Consider the following 16,287-nt stretch of genomic DNA (forward strand, 5'->3'; position numbering starts at 1 on the left):
CGCCGCCCCCGGTCATCCGACTGCCGGTGGGCGTGCCGTGACGCGGGCCGGGGTGTAGAGGTGCTCGCCCACCCGCTTGACCAGGCGAGCCATCTCGTACGCCACAAGGCCGATGTCAGCCGTGGCCGAACTGAGCACCGCAAGGCAGGAACCGTCTCCGGCGGCTGCGACGAACAAGAAGGCGTCGTCCATCTCGACCATCGTCTGGCGCACTCCCCCGGCTCCGAAGTGCCGGCCCGCCCCTTTGGCGAGGCTGTGGAAGCCCGACGCGACGGCGGCCAGGTGCTCGGCGTCCTCACGCGTGAGAGCGGTCGAGGCGCCGACCGGCAGGCCGTCGTTGGACAGCACCACCGCGTGTCGCACCTCTCCGACGCGCAGTACCAAGTCGTCGAGCAGCCAGTCGAGTTCTCCGGTGCCTCCGGCGGGAATGCTCTGGTCCTGGATCATGCGGGGTCTCCTTCGCTGCTGTCCCTGCGCGGTGCGGGCGTCGCCGTGCCGGGGACCGCGCCGACGATGCCCGGAGGCCGGCCGCCGCCGCGTGCCCAGCCGTCGCGGAAGGCGGTCATGCGCTCGCGGACCTGTTCCGGGCTGCGCTCGCCGGTGTTCGCCGCGTCGCCCGCGTCGCCCGCGTCGCCCGCGTCGCCCGCGTCGCCCGCGTCGCCCGCGTCGCCCGCGTCGGCGTGACGTTCGCGCAGTTGCGGGGCGAGACTCGCCTGACGTACTCGGCGGGGCAGTGCGCTCGCCGAGTCCGGTGCGCCGGCGTCGGCATCGTCGACGTCGACGTCGACGTCGACTGTCGTGGCGTCGTCCGGTCGTGAGCCGCCGCCCGTGCCCTCATACGCGTCTTCCCCAGCCCGGTGCGGCCGGAGGGCGGTGACGCCCGGCAGTGGTGCTTCCGCCGCTGCGGACAGGGCCGGACGGGGTGCGGCGGCGGGAACGGAACTGCCGTTCACGGGTCGTCCGGGAACGGCCACGCGTGCGTACTCCTTCTCCGAAGCCGTCCTGTGCTCCACGCGAGACTGCGCACTTTCCGTCGCCGGGCTGTGCAGCAGCGGGGTGGGAAGCAGCACGACCGCGGTGGTGCCCCCGAAGGGCGACGTCCGCAGATGCACCTTGATGCCGTGGCGAGCCGCGAGCCTGCTGACCACGAAGAGGCCCAGTTGGTCGCTGTCGAACAGGTCGACCGCCTCTGACTGCTCGATGCGGCGGTTGGCTTCGGCGAGCGTCTCCGGCCCCATGCCGAGCCCGCGGTCCTCGATCTCCAGGGCATAGCCGTTTCCGACCGGTTCACCGATCACCCGCACCTTGGTGTGGGGAGGAGAGAACTGGGCCGCGTTCTCGACGAGTTCTGCCAGCAAGTGGGTGAGGTCGGCTACCGCTGTCCCGAGGATCGAGGCGGCGGGCAGCTGGCGTACCTCCACGCGCGCGTAGTCCTCGACTTCGGAGACCGCCGCACGCACGACGTTCGTCAGGGAGACCGGCATGCGCCAGGCCCGGCCCGGCGCCGCACCGGAGAGGATGATCAGGCTTTCCGCGTGGCGCCTCATCCGGGTCGTCAGATGGTCGAGACGGAAGAGATCGCTGAGCTCCTCCGGGTCGTCGGCCCTGCGTTCCATGGTGTCCAGCAGGGTGAGCTGCCGGTGCACCAGAACCTGACTCCTCCGGGCCAGATTGACGAACACGCCGGAGATCCCGCTCGCGAGTTCCGCGCGCTCGATCGCTGCGCGCAGGGCTGCCCGGTGGACGGTGGCGAGCGCCTCGGAGACCTGCCCGGTCTCGTCCTCCGCGGGTGCTCCCCGCGGCGCCTCGGCAGAGATGTCGATCTCCTCGCCGGCCCTCAGACGCCGCATGGCCTGCGGCAGCTTCCGGCGGGCGATCTCCAGGGCGCCGTTGCGCAGGCTGACCAGTTCGACGACCAGGCCTCGGCCGATGCGTACGGAGATGACGAGCGAGGCGGCCACGGCAGCGAGGCCGAGAAGTACGGCCGCGCCGGCCGACGTGAGCACGCCGTGGGTGAACGGGTCGGCCCGGCCCAAGGCCCGGCGATCCGCTCCGACCCCGATCGCCCGAAGCTTGTCCCGCACGGTTGCGTGTGCCTCGCCCCAGGCTTCCGCGGAGGCCGCGGCGACGGCCTTTCGGCCGGGCTCGGCGACCAGCACTCTGTCCTCGACAGCCCGAACGTCGGCGTACGAACTTGCCTCCTCAAGGTCGCGCCAGGCCGCTCGTTCGGGTTCCCGCAGGTCCGCCACCGCTGTTTCCGTCAGCGAACGGCGGGTGTCGACAGCCCCGGTGAACAGCCTGAGCCGCTCGCCGTCCAGGAGTCCGGTGAGCCGTGCGGAGGCAAGCACGGCATCCTCGCGCGCCAGCATTTCACCGGCCCCGGAGAATTCGTGCAGCACGCGCGCGTAGGAGCCCGGTTCGGCGTCCCGCATCGTGGTGAGCGCGCCCGCCACTCCGAAGGCCTGCGAGATCGTCTTCGTGTACTCCTCGTAGGTCGTGTCCCACCCTGTGCGGCGCTCCAGCACGTCGGCCCGCAACGAGGTCAGGTCACCGGCTCCGGTCACGAACGTGGCGAGACGGTCCGCCACCCCCTGCGGAAGGCCCGCTCCGTCAGCAACCGTCCTGTCATCCCCAAGGCGTAGCTTCGCCACGACACGGTCGGTGCGCGCCGCCCGTTTCTCCAAGGCCTCTCCGCGCTCGGTGTCAGGGTCTGTCGCATAGCGCACGGCGGCCACGCGTTCAGCTTGGAGCGACGAAATGGCAGCCTCGATGGGCACCCGTACTTCCGTGTTCACGCGTTGCAGCTGCCGCAGGTGCGCGATGTCCTGAGCCGTGCTGACGGTCGCGTACGCCCACAGACCGAGCAGCGAGACGACAGGCACCATCAGCAGGCACACGATCTTGGCGCGCACGGTGCGAGGCCGTGGTCGCCAACCTCCCCCGCGCGTGGGTGCCGTTGCCGCCGATCGCTCGCTTTCCGTCGCCGGCTTGATGAACCGTTCCTCTTCGTCGACGTACTCGTCGGCGGGCGGCCCCGCATGAGCGCGGCGACCGCGTGCCGGGTGTACGGGGGCTTCGCCGTCGGTGGTGTCGAAGGTCTTACGGGGCGTCCGCATGGCCGCCTCCCTCGGCTGGGGAATGTGGGTGCTCCAGTGCTCGCTGCAGAGACGCGGCTACGGGGTGACGCTTTCGACCGGGCGCTGCGCGGAAGCGGAGGCCTGCCGCTCACCCGCGGTCGGGGAGAGCGCGACGAAGGCCGACGTCAGGAAGAGGTACGACCCGAGTCCGACGGCCAAGGGAAAGATGAACTGCATCGTCGTGGCTCCGGACAGGGCCTCTTGGGAGGGGGCGACCCGCACGCTCACCGCCAGCATCCCGGTGTAGTGCATGCTGGTCACCGCCCCACCCATGACCAGCGACGCTCCCGCGACAGCGAGGGGTGACCTGATGTTGAGTCCGGCCCACAGGGCAGCGGTAGCCGCGACGACGGCGATGGCCACGGAGAGCCCGATGAGCACCGGGTCGTACCGCACCTCTCCGTGCAGGCGCAGCGCCGCCATGCCCAAGTAGTGCATGCTCGCGACGCCGAGGCCCGTGGTGAGTCCGCCGAGCGCGAGGGCACGTGCACGCTCACGGCCGTACCCCACGGCGAAGACCCCCGCCCCCACGACGATCATGGCCACCAAGAGGCTCAGGATGGTCAGCGGTACGTTGTAGTGGATCTCCGTGCCCGTGACCCCGAAACCGAGCATCGCGACGAAGTGCATCGTCCAGATGCCGGTGCCGAGCGCGGAGGCGGCGGTGAGGAGCCAGTTCCTGCGCGAGCGCCCCGAGGCGCTCAGCGCGCGGACGGTGCAGCGCAGCCCCAGGGCTGCGCCGATGCAAGCCATCGCGTACGACAGCACGGGGGTCAGCCAGCCGAAGGTGGCGTGGTCCAGGTGTCCCATGGCCCAAGGACGCTAGTCCGGCCGGGGGCGGCCATCGGGGGCGCATTTCGAAAGCTGATGAAATATGACAGAGAGAGAGCCTTGAACGACCGCGCCACGCTCGAACGAGTGCGCCCAACGCGCGTGTGCTGTGCTGTGCTGCTCTGCTCTGCTCTGCTCTGCTCTGCGCAATCATGGGTCGCATGAGTGACGACCACACAAAGGTCCAGGAATTCTTCACGGCCCGAGCGGCCGACTGGGACGCCCGTTTTCCCGACGACGGTCCCGCGTATCGAACCGCGGTCGCCGAGCTCGGCCTCCGTGAGGGCGACCGGGTGCTGGACGCGGGCTGCGGCACAGGGCGCGCCCTGCCGGCCCTGAGAGACGCCGTGGGGCCTTCGGGGGCGGTCCTGGGCGCCGACCTGACTCCCGCGATGCTGGAGGCTGCCAGGCAGGCGGGAAGGGGCAGCGACGGGCAGTTGCTGCTCGCCGACGTGGCACGCTTGCCGCTGGCTACCCAATCGCTCGACGCCGTCTTCGGTGCCGGCCTGATCTCGCATCTCCCGCAGCCGGCGGAGAACTTGGCGGAGTTGCAGCGCGTAGTGCGCCCCGGCGGGCTGCTCGCCCTCTTCCACCCGATCGGCCGGGCGGCACTCGCGGCACGACAGGGCCGGCAGATCACACCGGGCGACCTGCGGGCGGAGGCCCATCTCGGGCCGCTGCTCGCACGCTCGGGCTGGCGCATGACGTCGTACGTCGACGAGGACGCGCGGTTCCTCGCCCTCGCTGTACGCGCGGGTTGAGTGACGCGCCTGTCGGCTCGCCCTGATCAGCCTCCGTGAGGCGGTCAGCGGCGCCCTGCGATCGCGGTGACGAACGCGTCGGCGTTGTCGAACATGACGTTGTGCCCCGCGTCCGGCACGGTCATGACCCGGACTCCGGATGCCTCCAGGGCATCGCGGCCCGCGAGGTCGCCGCTCGACGCTCCCTGCAAGTAGACCCGCTCGACGGACAGCCCTTCGAGCAACCGGCGCATCGTGGGTCGCGTGCCCGCGATGAGACCGACGGCACTGCGGTGCAGGGCTCGGGGATCGGCCAGGCGCATGGTGGCTGCCCAGATGGGGCCGACCTTTTCCAGCACGCGCGCGTAGCCGCCGTTTTCGACGAAGTCGCGTTCCTCGAAGGAGGCGATGCCACTGCTGCCCGCCGTCGCCGGCGGATGCGGGTCGAGGTTGGCCTCCGTGAGGACCAGGCGTGAGACCAGCTCGGGGCGCCGGTGCGCCAGGACAATGGCGACGGAACCGCCCATGCTGTGCGCGATGATCTCCGCTCCGGCCACACGGGCTTCGTCGAGAACCGCGGCCAGCGCGTCCGCGTGGTCCTCCAGCGTGTAGCCGAAGTCGGCGGGCCTGTCGCTGATGCCGTGCCCAGGAAGGTCGACGAACAGCGAACGCCGTCCCGCCAATTCGGGCCTGGCGGCGATATGCGCGTGGTAGACCGTCGACGCCGCGCCGAGACCGTGTACGTATACCCGTGCGACTTCAGCGCCGTCGACCTCCGTCCATCGCACTCGACTGCCCCGAACGTCGAACTGTGCCTCACGCATCGTCGAGCTCCTCTCCCATGCCGTGCCGCCATGCCACCGCCCGCCCATGCGGAACGAGTACCGACAATACATCGGCACCGATGTATTGCGTAGCTGATGTACACCGCTTCAAGGGAGGGATGCGGCAGAATGCGGGCCATGCTCGAACTGGCCATCCTTGGTTTTCTCTACGACGCCCCTCTGCACGGCTACGAGCTGCGCAAGCGCATCACCGCACTGACCGGCCACGTACGGCCCGTCGCCGAGAGCACCCTGTACCCCGCCATCAAGCGCCTGGAGAAGGCAGGGCTGCTGGTGCGGGAGACACAGCCGGGGGCGGTGGCCGCTCCGCGCCACGTTCTGAACCTGACCCCGGACGGCAGGCAGGAGCTGCGCAAGCGCCTCGCGGAACCTGCGCAGGGGGACATCACCGACGAGAACCGCTGGTTCGCGCTCCTCGCCTTTCTCCGGCACTTGGACGACGCGGCGGCCCAGGCGACCGTCCTGCGCAGGAGGCTGGCCTTTCTGGAGGAGCCCGCCAGCTTCTTCTACGACGGGGAGCGGCCGCTGCGGGCGGAGGAGCTCGACGATCCCTTCCGGCGCGGCATCCTCACGATCGCCCGCGCGACCAGCCAAGCCGAACTGGAATGGCTGCGCTCGACATTGACGTCACTCGGCAGCGGGGCCGCTCCCTGAGCCGCTCCCGTGCGGTACCGGGCACCCCCGGACGCCGGGCACCGGGAATGACCCGAGTCGGGCAAGCTCGTAGCCGTTCGGGTAACCCTTGATCTCCCAGTTCTGCCGCGCGTAATGCGGTGCCTTGCGAGGAGGCATCAGACGTACCGCACGCCCTCTGAGCCGCACCGCACCCCTGACCAGCGAACGAGTTGCGGTACCAGGCCGCTCATAGCGGAACGCCCTCAGCAAGGGCTCGTCGAGGAGGGCGAGAGTGGCGGTGCGCACCATGGGCGCCGCCGCGCGCGGGTACCACGACGCCATCAGGTCGAGGGTCGCGTCGGACACCTCTCGACCTCCTTGGTCCCAGCCGAAGTGAGCTGCTTCGTATTCGTCCAGGCATCTCTCGAATTCGGCGTACGACGTCGGGATTTTTCTGATGCCCATGTGCTGCCCGAGCGTGCGGTAATACGTGGCCGCGGCGGCCATCTCGTGGCGTGAGAGCCGGCGCCAGCCGTAGGCGTCGATCCAACGCTTGGGCGTCACCACGAACGTGCACAGTACGTAGCGCATGTCGTCATCGCTGATGTCGTAGCTGCGATGCATCTGGTTGATGCGTCGGATCGCGGTCCGGCCTTCCTCGCTGGTGAAACCGTGCTCCATGACGGCATCCAGCAGCAGAGCCGTGTCGTCGTATCTCTTCTGTGTACGGTCCGTCAGTTCGGCTGTGCGAGCGAGCAGACGGCCGATGCTGGGGACGGCGTAGGTGCGGTAGAGGGCCAGTTCGAGTGCGCGCGTGTAGTCCCACGGAAATTCGAACGTCGCGGTGAGCCGATAGATCTCGAGGAAGTCCTTCTCCGGGTCGAGACGCCTGATCTGCTCCAGCCGCTGGAAACGCTTCACCGCGAAGTCCCCCTTCTGTCACCGGAGCACTCACTCTACGTTGGGGTAAGGCCCTGTCGGCCTTCAACGGCGGGAAGCCGCGCCCGGGAGAAGGTAGTCCAAAGTGATCGACAAGCTCCGTAAGTTCTGGCGTGCCGACAAACCTGCCGATGAGCGGGGTGCACAACCCGCCGGGGGACAGAAGCGCACACACAACCTCTTCGAGGCGGCCGCTGTCTACGCCGCGGCCTGCGCCGAGGACGATCAGGACGAGATGGACCGAGCCAGGCAGTGGGTCTCTCCGGAGGCCCTGTCGTTCGGCCTCAGTGAGCTGGCCTGCCGAGCAGTCATCACCCTCGCCCGGGAACGCGACGAGTCACCCCAGGACGTGGCCCGCTCGCTCATGGGACTGCCCGCCGCATGAGCCCTCGCCCGCCGCCCCTGCACGCCGAGAGTCGACTGACATGGCCAGTCGTCGGTGGTTTTCCTGATCAACCACCTCTCGACGACCTCTGGGGCGACTGGTTAGGGTGCGCCGACGGATGAAGCGATGGGGAGGCAGGCATGGCCGGGACGGATGAGGCCGTCGACGCCGATGACGACGCGCTGTACGTGCTGACCGCGGTACTGCTGACACCCGCGAAGTTTCCCAGCGTGCTGGGCGACGACTATCCCGAGGCGTGCGCGGCGCTCGGCCTCGCGCCGCTCGCCGCGGGATACGGGCTGGTCCTGGGCCAGGACGGCGGCGGAGCACGGTGGACGGTCGTCATCGACGACGTCTCCCTGGTGGCCGTGGCGATCGCGTCCTGGGACTGCGGCATGGAGTACGACCTGTCCCCCGACGAACGCACCGTGGTCACCGCACTGCCCGGCTGGCCCCTCGCGGTCGCCGTCGCGGCCCCGGGCGTCCCGGCACCGCACGATCCGGAACCGAACCCGGAGGCCGACGACGGAAAGCCGCTCGCGCCGCCACCGTCCGACACCTGGGGACCGGCTCAACGGCGGCTGGGCGCCGACGAGATAGCGCTGCAGTGGGCGGCCTGGCGGGAACAGATCGACGAGGCCGACTTCGCAACGGGCGGTTTGCCGGAGCCTTCCAGCCACCCGGACGAGGCACCGCTGACCGGCGTCCGACGCGTGCTGAGGGAAGCCCGTGCGTACGTGGATTCCCCACCGCCTCTGGGGCGGGTCCGCTCCTCCTTCGCCTCAGGGGACGCCCGCACTCTGCGCGCAGACGGGCCCGGTTGGTCCATGGTCGCGCGGACCGACGACATCGCGTTCGTCCTGCTGGACGAGGAACCCGGTGAAGTGCTGCCGGTTGGCCGCGGGCCGGAACTTCCCGCTCTCCTGGAAGCCCTCGACAAGCTGGCGGTCCGCCCTTCGTGAGCTGGGCCGCCACTTCCTCGGACAATCGGCACCGGCGCCCCGCGAGCGAAGCGGGCGCCGGCTCACGGCTCACAGCCCAAGAAGCCTCAGTGGCCTATCTCCTTGCGTGTGACACGACGCAGCCTGCGCCGCTGCCCGGAATCGAGCGTCAGATAAGCGGCCGCGGGGATCCCGAGCATGATCAGAAGTGCGGCCCACCACGGCAGCCAGATCATCAGGATGATCCCGGCCGCCACGCCACCAACGGCGATCTTCGCGTTCTTCGACATGTGCGTCGCCTCCTTCGCGGCTGCTGCCGCTCTCTGTCTGGGAAAACGGCGTCGGCACCGACTCAGTTCCGCACCGCGACCCTGAGACATCCCTGAGTCCTGCCCCTACTGGTTCCCGAACTGCCCGTCTACTCGGCCCGCAGGGGTTCACCGACCTCGTACATGTGGCGCAGCACCTGCCGGTAGGAGTCGACGAACCGGGCCTCCGCGTAGGGAATGCCCACGGCGGCACAGTGGGCCCGCACGGCCGGTTTGGCGAGCCGCAGGTGAGGACGGGGCATGCTCGGAAACAGGTGGTGCTCGATCTGGTGGTTCAGTCCACCGAGGAACCAGTCGATGACCGGATTGCCGCGGATGTTGCGTGAAGTCAGCACTTGGCGGTGCAGGTGACCCAAGCGTTCGCCGTCCGGATCCGGCATCTCCATGCCCTTGTGGTTCGGGGCAAAGGCAAGACCGAGGTGCAGGCCGAACAGTGCCTGGTGCACGGCGGCGAACGCCAGGGCGTGACCGACCGGCATGGCAGTGATCAACAGCGCGACATAGCCCACCAAGTGGACGACGAGGAGGAGGCCTTCCACCAAGCGCTCACGCGGCGGCTGGCGGCGCAGGTCCTGGAAGCCGTAGATCTTCATGGCGACGCCCTGGAGGAGGGTCAGCGGGAAGAAGAGCCAGGCCTGGTTGCGGGTGAGCCAACGACGGAAGCCCTCACGGACCTTGGCCTGCTTGCTCGTCCACACGAGGATGTTGGCGGCGACGTCGGGGTCCTTCTCGATGTGGTTGGGGTTGGCGTGGTGCCTGTTGTGTTTGTCGTTCCACCAGGATGAGCTCATCCCGAGCAAGAGGTTGCCGTGTATGAGACCGATGGCGCGGCTGACGGATCGCTTGCCCGTGATCTGTGAGTGCCCGGCGTCATGCCCTATGAACGCCGTGCGGGCGCACAGGACGGACAGCATGGGGGCGAGGAGCAGTACCCACCAAGAGTCACCCAGAAAGTACATCGCGACGCCTATGGCCGTGAGCGCGATGGCGTTGATCGCGATGGTGCGCGCGTACCAGCCGATGCGGCGATCCAGAAGGCCTTGCTCCTTGGCGGTACGCAGGAGGGGCGCGAAGTCGCTTCCGGCGGGCTGCCTGCCTGGGGGTCCTGGGGAGCGTTCCGCTACTGCTGCGGCCTGGGGCATGAATTGGGTCTCCGGTCTCCGTATCGAGGGTCTGACGCGTTGAAGCGTACGGACCGGTGTCCAGGAGCGGCCATGGCGCCACCACCCGGGTCCGGGCGGGGGTCAGCACCGCCGCAATGGGGGGATGGCTCCACCACACGCCGACGTGATCGGGATCACCCATGAGTCACTTCCGCACACCCCCAACCGTCATGTACTCTCAGCCGCTCCGGTCTCAGTAGTCAAATTTGAGGAATGCGCCATCCCTGTGCAGAGGCTCCCCGTCGTCTCCCCATCCGAGATCTCAGAACTGTCGCGCTGTTCCGTCCTCTTCGCACCCGCCGACCCCGCACGCGGCGGTCGGGTGGCCTTCTGGAGCCCGGACGGCAACGAGCCGCCTTCGTCCTCCGTAGGCACCACGGAGGACGTGGACATCGCCGTCCGAGGCGACGATGGCGTCGAACTCGTCGTTGCACCCGCGCTTCTCCTCTCCGTACGTGACGCGCTGCCGGTCCTCACACGCGCGCGTGCCTCATCGGAGGCCCATCCGACGGCCCGCTTCTGGGGTACGGCCGGAGTGCTCGCCCTGCAACTCGCCGCCCGTGGCCTGCTTCTGCCGGGACTCACCAGCAGTGATCACGACGCCTGGCGTGCCGGGCCCCTGGGAGCCGAGGACGTGCGGCGACTGCGTGAACTGGCCGCGGCGATGCAACCGGCGGCCCACGCCCTGCCGTTGGGCGGTGACGCGCCACTGCGGCTGCCAGAGCCGGAGCGTCTGCTGCGGCAGTTCCTCGATGCCGTGGCGGACACGCTGCCGCGCTCCCCCGCCGCGGCCCTGGCTGCCGGTGGGCCCGTGTTCGCGGGACGGAAGCCGCAGCGCGCTCCCGAGCAGCGGGCTTGGGCGACAGATGTCGCCGCCGGGCACGACGCGGGGGTCCGGATCTCGTTGCGGGTAGAGATCCCGGGTCTTGCCTCCGTTGCCGACGACGGCACTCGGCTGCCCTTCCGCGCGGTGCTGCAACTGCACAGCGTCAGTGATCCCTCGCTCGTCGCGGACGCCGCCGAGGTGTGGACCGGGAGCGGGGCCTCGGAACAGGCCTTCGGGGCGCGCTCGAAGATGGACGCGCTCCTCGCACTGCGCCGCGCCACGCGCGCGTGGCCGCCGCTCGCCCCACTGCTCTCGGCCACCGTGCCTGACGCGATCGAGCTCGCCGACGAAGAGGTCACCGAGCTGCTGGGCGAGGGGGCACGCATGCTCGCGGTGGCGGGCGTCGAAGTGCACTGGCCCAAGGAGCTGGCGCGCAGCCTGACCGCACGAGCCGTCATCGGCCCGCCGGACGACGGACAGGACGGCACCGGAAGGAACCCCGACAGACTGGTCACGGACGCACCCTCGTTCCTCTCCGCCGACGCACTGCTCGCCTTCAACTGGCGCTTCGCGCTGGGCGGCCAGGAGCTGACCCGCGAGGAGCTCGAACGGCTCGCCGAGGCGAACCGTCCTGTAGTGCGCCTGCGTGACCAGTGGGTGCTCATCGACCCCGAAGAGGTGCGCCGCGCACGCAACCGACGGGACCGTAAGGTCACCCCGATCGACGCCCTCAGTGCCGCCCTCACGGGCACGACCGAGGTAGAGGGCCGACACGTCGACGTGGAGCCTACGGGGTGGCTCGCCACCTTGCGCGAGCGCCTCGCGGAGCCGGAGGCCATGCAGCCGGTCGGGCAACCCGAGGCTCTCGCCGCGGACCTGCGCGACTACCAACTGCGTGGTCTGAACTGGCTCGCACGGATGACTTCGCTCGGCCTCGGTGGCTGCCTCGCTGATGACATGGGTCTGGGGAAGACCATCACGCTGATCTCACTGCATCTGCACCGCCAGGCACAGAAGGAATCCGCGGGCCCGACACTGGTGGTCTGCCCGACGTCGTTGATGGGCAACTGGCAGCGCGAGATCGACAAATTCGCGCCCGGCACACGCGTACGACGGTTCCACGGCGCCCAGCGCAGCCTGGAGGGTCTGACCGACGGCGAGTTCGTGCTCACCACCTACGGCACGATGCGGCTCGACGCGGAGAAGCTGGGCCAGACACCCTGGGGCATGGTGGTCGCCGACGAGGCCCAGCACGTGAAGAATCCGTACTCGGCGACGGCCAAGCAGCTGCGGACCATCAAGGCACGCGCGCGTGTGGCGCTCACCGGTACGCCGGTGGAAAACAACCTTTCCGAACTGTGGGCCATCCTGGACTGGACCACTCCCGGACTGCTGGGCAGGCTCGGCACCTTCCGTACGCGCTACGCCCAGGCCGTGGAAGGCGGCTCGAACCCCGGCGCGGCCGAGCGGCTGGGTCAGCTCGTACGCCCGTTCCTGCTGCGTCGACGCAAGTCGGACCCGGGGATCGCTCCGGAGCTGCCGCCGAAGACGGAGACCGATCGGGCCGTATCCCTGAGCCAGGAGCAAACGGGCCTCTACGAAGCAGTCGTCCGCGAGACTCTGGCGGAGATCTCGGGAGCCGACGGGTTCGCGCGGCGCGGACTGATCGTCAAGCTCTTCACCGCGCTCAAGCAGATCTGCAACCACCCCGCGCAGTACCTCAAGGAGGACGAGCCGCGTATCGCGGGCCGCTCCGGCAAGCTGGAACTGCTCGACGAGTTGCTCGACACGATCCTCGCCGAGGAAGCCGGCGTGCTCATCTTCACGCAGTACGTCCAGATGGCGCGGCTCATCGAGCGGCACCTCGCGGACCGCGGTGTCCCGTCGCAGTTCCTGCACGGCGGGACGCCGGTCGCACAGCGCGAGGCGATGGTGCAGCGCTTCCAGGACGGCGAGGTGCCGGTCTTCCTCCTGTCCCTGAAGGCGGCCGGAACCGGGTTGAACCTGACGCATGCCGAGCACGTCGTGCACTACGACCGCTGGTGGAACCCCGCCGTCGAGGCACAGGCCACCGACCGCGCGTACCGCATCGGGCAGACACAGCCGGTGCAGGTGCACCGGCTGATCGCGGAGGGCACGATCGAGGACCGCATCGCCGCGATGCTGCTGCGCAAGCGTGAGTTGGCGGACTCCGTCCTCGGTGCGGGCGAGGCCGCCCTCACCGAGCTGACCGATGCCGAACTGTCGGACCTGGTGGAGCTGCGAGGGGACACGCGATGAGTGACATCCATGACGACTCGGACACGTACGAGACCGAAAACGATGACCCGCGCGTGGGCGGGCCCTCCCATGAGCGCACGTTCGCGGCCTTGCCGCCCGCACACGGGCGGGGCTTCGCGCAGAGCTGGTGGGGGCAGGCATGGCTGAAGGCGCTCGAGGACACAGCGCTCGACAACGCCCAGCTCAAAGCGGGGCGCAAGCTCGCGCGTGCGGGCGCCGTGGGCGCGGTCTCCGTGCGGCCCGGCCGGATCACGGCGGTCGTCAAGGACGCCGACGGCACACCGCACCGCTCCGATGTGCTGCTCCAACAGCTCAGCGCGGAGGAGTGGGACCGCTTCACGGAGATGGCCATCGAGCGGGCCGGGCACATCGCGGCACTCCTGGACCGGGACATGCCGCCACACTTGGTGGAGGACTCCGCGGCGGCCGGTGTCGACCTGCTGCCGGGGATCGGCGATCTGGAGCCCGAGTGCGACTGCGAGGCGTGGGACCACTGCGGGCACACGTCCGCCCTGTGTTACCAGGTGGCGCGTCTGCTCGACCAGGACCCGTTCGTCCTCCTGCTGATGCGGGGGCGCGGGGAGCGCGAACTCCTCGACGAGCTCCAGGTACGCAGCGTCGCGCGCATCCCCGACGCGCCACAGCGCGGTGCGGCATCCCAGGATGCCGTCCAGGAGGGCGTCAGCGCCGCTGAGGCGTACGCGGAGGGGGACATCCTGCCTCCGCTGCCGGCTCTGCCCGAACTGCCCTCCGGGCCCGGCCTGCCGCCGACGCTCGACACGGAGGCGGAGCCGGGCGCGGGCCTCGACGTGGCGGCGATCGAGTTCTTGGCGGCGCAGGCGGCAGTGGAGGCACATCGGCTGCTGGCCGAGGCACTGGCCCCCGGCCATGAGCGGCACACCGTGGAGGCCGAGTTGACCGCGGAGGAGGATGCCGTGCGACTGGCCGCCGCTGAGCCGCATACCGAAGTCAAAGACCGGCTCGCGGCGGTGTCCGCACGCGGTCGCGAGGGTCTCGCGCTCGCCGTGCGAGCCTGGCGGTTGGGCGGCCGGGCCGCCCTGCACGTACTGGAAGAGGAGTGGACACCGGGGGGCGAGGCGCTGGCACGCGCGCGTGCCGCACTGGACGCGGCCTGGGACGAGGACGAGCGGCCGCCTCTGCGGGCCGCGCACAACCACTGGACCGTGGTCGGCTCGGACGCACAGTTGCGTCATGGCCGTGACGGTCGCTGGTGGCCCTACCGAAAAGAACGCGGCCGATGGACCCCGGCAGGGCCCGCGGCCCACGATCCCGCGACAGCCCTGGCGGCGGCAAGCGGCAGAGAGTATGGCGAGTAAGGCGGAGGGCTGAGCCGCAAGGCGCTCCCGGCGGCGCCCACCGGCGCGTTCCGTTCCGCCGGCCGCGCGCCGGGAACACCGGCACGCACACTCCCCCTCCTCAGCGATTGAGTGCGGCCACGTCATCGTCGACCGTAGAGCACGTTCGGATCAGGGAGGCCTGGCAGCACGAGCCACTCGGGTTCGCCATGGGGACAGCGAATACATCAGCTCTGCCAGCGCGGCCTGGCTGAAGGGGGATGATCAGGGACACTGTGCCGCACACGCACTGATCGGACCAGTGCATGCCGACGCCGCCTCTTGCCCCTCCGGGGAGGCGGCGTCGGCGCGTCCGGCTCAGGCAGGTGGCAGCGGTCGGGCTCCGCGTGACCGACGGTGGGCGTCCGAGGGCCCCACTGGGAAGGTCATGGAGGAAACTCCGGGGTAGTACCGGAAAGAGCCGCAAGAACGGAGACCGGCATGTCATCAGCGCCATCGGTCCAAGGGCCTCTCGTCGTCGGCGTGGACGTGTCCACGCAGTCCACCAAGGCCCTGGTCGTCGATGCGGCCACCGGCCACATCGTGGCGAGCGGCCAGGCCCCGCACCGGGTCAGCACGGGCGAGGGTCGCGAGAGCGACCCCCGGGAGTGGTGGGACGCGCTGTGCGTGGCTCTTCATCAGTGCGGCTCCGCCGCGCGGGAGGCGGCCGCCGTGTCGGTCGGCGGCCAGCAGCACGGTCTTGTAACGCTCGGCCGCGACGGCGCTCCGGTCCGGCCGGCCCTGCTGTGGAACGACGTACGTTCCGCCCCGCAGGCCAGGAGCCTCCTTGAGCGACTCGGCGGCCCCAAGGTGTGGGCGGACCGTGTCGGAAGCGTGCCGGGGCCCTCTTTCACCGTGGCGAAGTGGGCCTGGCTCGTCGAGCACGAACCGGCGGCAGTCCGCGCCACGACCGCCGTGCGCCTCCCCCACGACTACCTCACGGAACGCCTCACGGGGCTCGGCACGACCGACCGCGGCGACGTCTCCGGCACAGGCTGGTGGGCGTCGGGTCCGGAGACGTACGACGAGGAAATCCTCGGCATGGTGGGCCTTGATCCAGCGTTGCTCCCGCGCGTGGCCCGCCCCGGAGAGGTCGTAGGAACCGTACGGGGCGGCGAACTCCCCTTCACCAAGGGCACGCTGGTCGCTCCCGGCACCGGCGACAACGCGGCGGCCGCCATCGGACTCGGGCTGCGTCCCGGCACTCCGGTGCTGAGCCTCGGCACCTCGGGCACCGTGTACGCGGTGTCCGAGCGCCGCCCCACGGACTCGACCGGTACCGTCGCGGGCTTCGCCGACGCGCGAGGCGACTGGCTGCCGCTGGCCTGCACGCTCAACTGCACACTCGCCGTCGACCGGGTGGCCGCCCTGCTGAGCCTGGACCGTGAGGAGGTCACTCCGGGCGGAACCGCCACACTCCTGCCATATCTGGACGGAGAGCGTACCCCTGACCTGCCGCGCGCCTCCGGGCTGCTGCATGGGCTGCGGCACGACACGACGCCGGGCCAGTTGCTGCAGGCCGCGTACGACGGGGCCGTGCACTCGCTGCTCGGTGCGCTCGATCTGGTCCTCGATACGGACGCCGACAGGTCGACCCCGCTGCTGCTGATCGGCGGCGGCGCGCGAGGAGCGGCGTGACAGCACACCGTAGGGCGTCTCTCCGGGCGCCCCGTGCAGGTTCCCCAAGCTCAGGAGCTGGTCGCTCTCGGCGCCGCGGCGCAGGCGGCGGGCGTACTGACCGGCGAGGATCCGGCGGCCATCGCCCGGCGGTGGGGCACCGCCGAGGGGCCGGTGCTCGACCCCGTGGAACGGGATGAAGAGACGCTGTCCCGGATCTCCGGGGTGCTCTCCGACGCGACGCCGCTCTTGGACAGGGCGCCCAACGGGGAGTGAGAGTCGAC

General features: G+C 70.1%; 13 protein-coding genes and 1 pseudogene. 7 read left to right on the forward strand and 7 right to left on the reverse strand.

Going from position 1 to position 16,287, the window contains the following annotated elements:
- Positions 1 to 12: 12 nt before the first annotated feature.
- Genes ACRAKF_RS04125 through ACRAKF_RS04135 form a run of 3 tightly spaced genes read right to left on the reverse strand, consistent with a single transcriptional unit; the run spans position 13 to position 3,947 of the window.
- A complete protein-coding gene (locus ACRAKF_RS04125) occupies positions 13 to 447 on the reverse strand; it encodes a roadblock/LC7 domain-containing protein (RefSeq protein ID WP_447035430.1) in 435 nt (144 codons plus the stop codon).
- Positions 444 to 3,116: a sensor histidine kinase gene (locus ACRAKF_RS04130; RefSeq protein ID WP_447035431.1), complete on the reverse strand. Its 2,673-nt coding sequence runs from the start codon at positions 3,114 to 3,116 to the stop codon at positions 444 to 446. Before ACRAKF_RS04130 ends, ACRAKF_RS04125 begins: the two co-directional genes overlap by 4 nt.
- 57 nt (positions 3,117 to 3,173) lie before the next feature.
- Positions 3,174 to 3,947 (reverse strand): MHYT domain-containing protein, encoded by a 774-nt coding sequence (locus ACRAKF_RS04135; protein WP_447035432.1) that lies wholly within the window; start codon positions 3,945 to 3,947, stop codon positions 3,174 to 3,176.
- Positions 3,948 to 4,129: 182 nt separating this feature from the next.
- Between ACRAKF_RS04135 and ACRAKF_RS04140 the strand changes: the two genes are divergently transcribed.
- Positions 4,130 to 4,729, forward strand: a complete 600-nt coding sequence (locus ACRAKF_RS04140; RefSeq protein WP_447035433.1) for a class I SAM-dependent methyltransferase — start codon at positions 4,130 to 4,132, stop codon at positions 4,727 to 4,729.
- Positions 4,730 to 4,773: 44 nt separating this feature from the next.
- Here ACRAKF_RS04140 and ACRAKF_RS04145 read toward each other — a convergent pair whose 3' ends face one another.
- Positions 4,774 to 5,532 (reverse strand): alpha/beta fold hydrolase, encoded by a 759-nt coding sequence (locus ACRAKF_RS04145; protein WP_447035434.1) that lies wholly within the window; start codon positions 5,530 to 5,532, stop codon positions 4,774 to 4,776.
- Positions 5,533 to 5,670: 138 nt separating this feature from the next.
- On the opposite strand from ACRAKF_RS04145, the gene ACRAKF_RS04150 reads away from it, so the two are divergent.
- A complete protein-coding gene (locus ACRAKF_RS04150; RefSeq protein ID WP_447035435.1) occupies positions 5,671 to 6,207 on the forward strand; it encodes a PadR family transcriptional regulator in 537 nt (178 codons plus the stop codon).
- Here ACRAKF_RS04150 and ACRAKF_RS04155 read toward each other — a convergent pair.
- Positions 6,181 to 7,089, reverse strand: a complete 909-nt coding sequence (locus ACRAKF_RS04155) for an oxygenase MpaB family protein (protein ID WP_447035436.1) — start codon at positions 7,087 to 7,089, stop codon at positions 6,181 to 6,183. The genes ACRAKF_RS04150 and ACRAKF_RS04155 overlap by 27 nt on opposite strands.
- Before the next feature lie 103 nt (positions 7,090 to 7,192).
- Here ACRAKF_RS04155 and ACRAKF_RS04160 point away from each other — a divergent pair, with 103 nt between their 5' ends.
- Both ACRAKF_RS04160 and ACRAKF_RS04165 read left to right on the forward strand, forming a co-directional pair.
- Positions 7,193 to 7,492, forward strand: coding sequence for a hypothetical protein (locus ACRAKF_RS04160; RefSeq protein WP_447035437.1), 300 nt, complete (start codon positions 7,193 to 7,195; stop codon positions 7,490 to 7,492).
- 140 nt (positions 7,493 to 7,632) lie between these two features.
- Positions 7,633 to 8,454, forward strand: a complete 822-nt coding sequence (locus ACRAKF_RS04165; RefSeq protein ID WP_447035438.1) for a hypothetical protein — start codon at positions 7,633 to 7,635, stop codon at positions 8,452 to 8,454.
- Between the two features lie 86 nt (positions 8,455 to 8,540).
- Here ACRAKF_RS04165 and ACRAKF_RS04170 read toward each other — a convergent pair whose 3' ends face one another.
- Both ACRAKF_RS04170 and ACRAKF_RS04175 read right to left on the reverse strand, forming a co-directional pair.
- Positions 8,541 to 8,723 (reverse strand): hypothetical protein, encoded by a 183-nt coding sequence (locus tag ACRAKF_RS04170; RefSeq protein WP_447035439.1) that lies wholly within the window; start codon positions 8,721 to 8,723, stop codon positions 8,541 to 8,543.
- A gap of 128 nt (positions 8,724 to 8,851) precedes the next feature.
- Complete coding sequence (locus ACRAKF_RS04175; RefSeq protein WP_447035440.1) at positions 8,852 to 9,904, reverse strand: fatty acid desaturase family protein; 1,053 nt, start codon at positions 9,902 to 9,904, stop codon at positions 8,852 to 8,854.
- A gap of 247 nt (positions 9,905 to 10,151) precedes the next feature.
- Between ACRAKF_RS04175 and ACRAKF_RS04180 the strand changes: the two genes are divergently transcribed.
- The 3 genes and pseudogenes from ACRAKF_RS04180 (at position 10,152) to xylB (ending at position 16,279) form a co-directional block, all read left to right on the forward strand.
- Positions 10,152 to 13,031 carry a DEAD/DEAH box helicase gene (locus ACRAKF_RS04180; protein WP_447035441.1) on the forward strand — a complete coding sequence of 960 codons (2,880 nt, stop codon included), beginning with the start codon at positions 10,152 to 10,154 and terminating at the stop codon, positions 13,029 to 13,031.
- Entirely contained in the window at positions 13,028 to 14,368 is a 1,341-nt protein-coding gene (locus ACRAKF_RS04185) for an SWIM zinc finger family protein (protein WP_447035442.1), read from the forward strand. The genes ACRAKF_RS04180 and ACRAKF_RS04185 overlap by 4 nt, the downstream gene beginning before the upstream one ends.
- 459 nt (positions 14,369 to 14,827) lie before the next feature.
- Positions 14,828 to 16,279: pseudogene (gene xylB, locus ACRAKF_RS04190) on the forward strand (xylulokinase).
- Positions 16,280 to 16,287: the final 8 nt, after the last annotated feature.

Source organism: Streptomyces sp. DSM 118878, from assembly GCF_052936595.1.

Coding starts and splice junctions, on each gene's coding strand:
- ACRAKF_RS04125 (WP_447035430.1), bottom strand. CDS start 447: ATGATCCAGGACCAGAGCATTCCCGCCGGAGGCACCGGAGAACTCGAC.
- ACRAKF_RS04130 (WP_447035431.1), bottom strand. CDS start 3,116: ATGCGGACGCCCCGTAAGACCTTCGACACCACCGACGGCGAAGCCCCC.
- ACRAKF_RS04135 (WP_447035432.1), bottom strand. CDS start 3,947: ATGGGACACCTGGACCACGCCACCTTCGGCTGGCTGACCCCCGTGCTG.
- ACRAKF_RS04140 (WP_447035433.1), top strand. CDS start 4,130: ATGAGTGACGACCACACAAAGGTCCAGGAATTCTTCACGGCCCGAGCG.
- ACRAKF_RS04145 (WP_447035434.1), bottom strand. CDS start 5,532: ATGCGTGAGGCACAGTTCGACGTTCGGGGCAGTCGAGTGCGATGGACG.
- ACRAKF_RS04150 (WP_447035435.1), top strand. CDS start 5,671: ATGCTCGAACTGGCCATCCTTGGTTTTCTCTACGACGCCCCTCTGCAC.
- ACRAKF_RS04165 (WP_447035438.1), top strand. CDS start 7,633: ATGGCCGGGACGGATGAGGCCGTCGACGCCGATGACGACGCGCTGTAC.
- ACRAKF_RS04170 (WP_447035439.1), bottom strand. CDS start 8,723: ATGTCGAAGAACGCGAAGATCGCCGTTGGTGGCGTGGCGGCCGGGATC.
- ACRAKF_RS04175 (WP_447035440.1), bottom strand. CDS start 9,904: ATGCCCCAGGCCGCAGCAGTAGCGGAACGCTCCCCAGGACCCCCAGGC.
- ACRAKF_RS04185 (WP_447035442.1), top strand. CDS start 13,028: ATGAGTGACATCCATGACGACTCGGACACGTACGAGACCGAAAACGAT.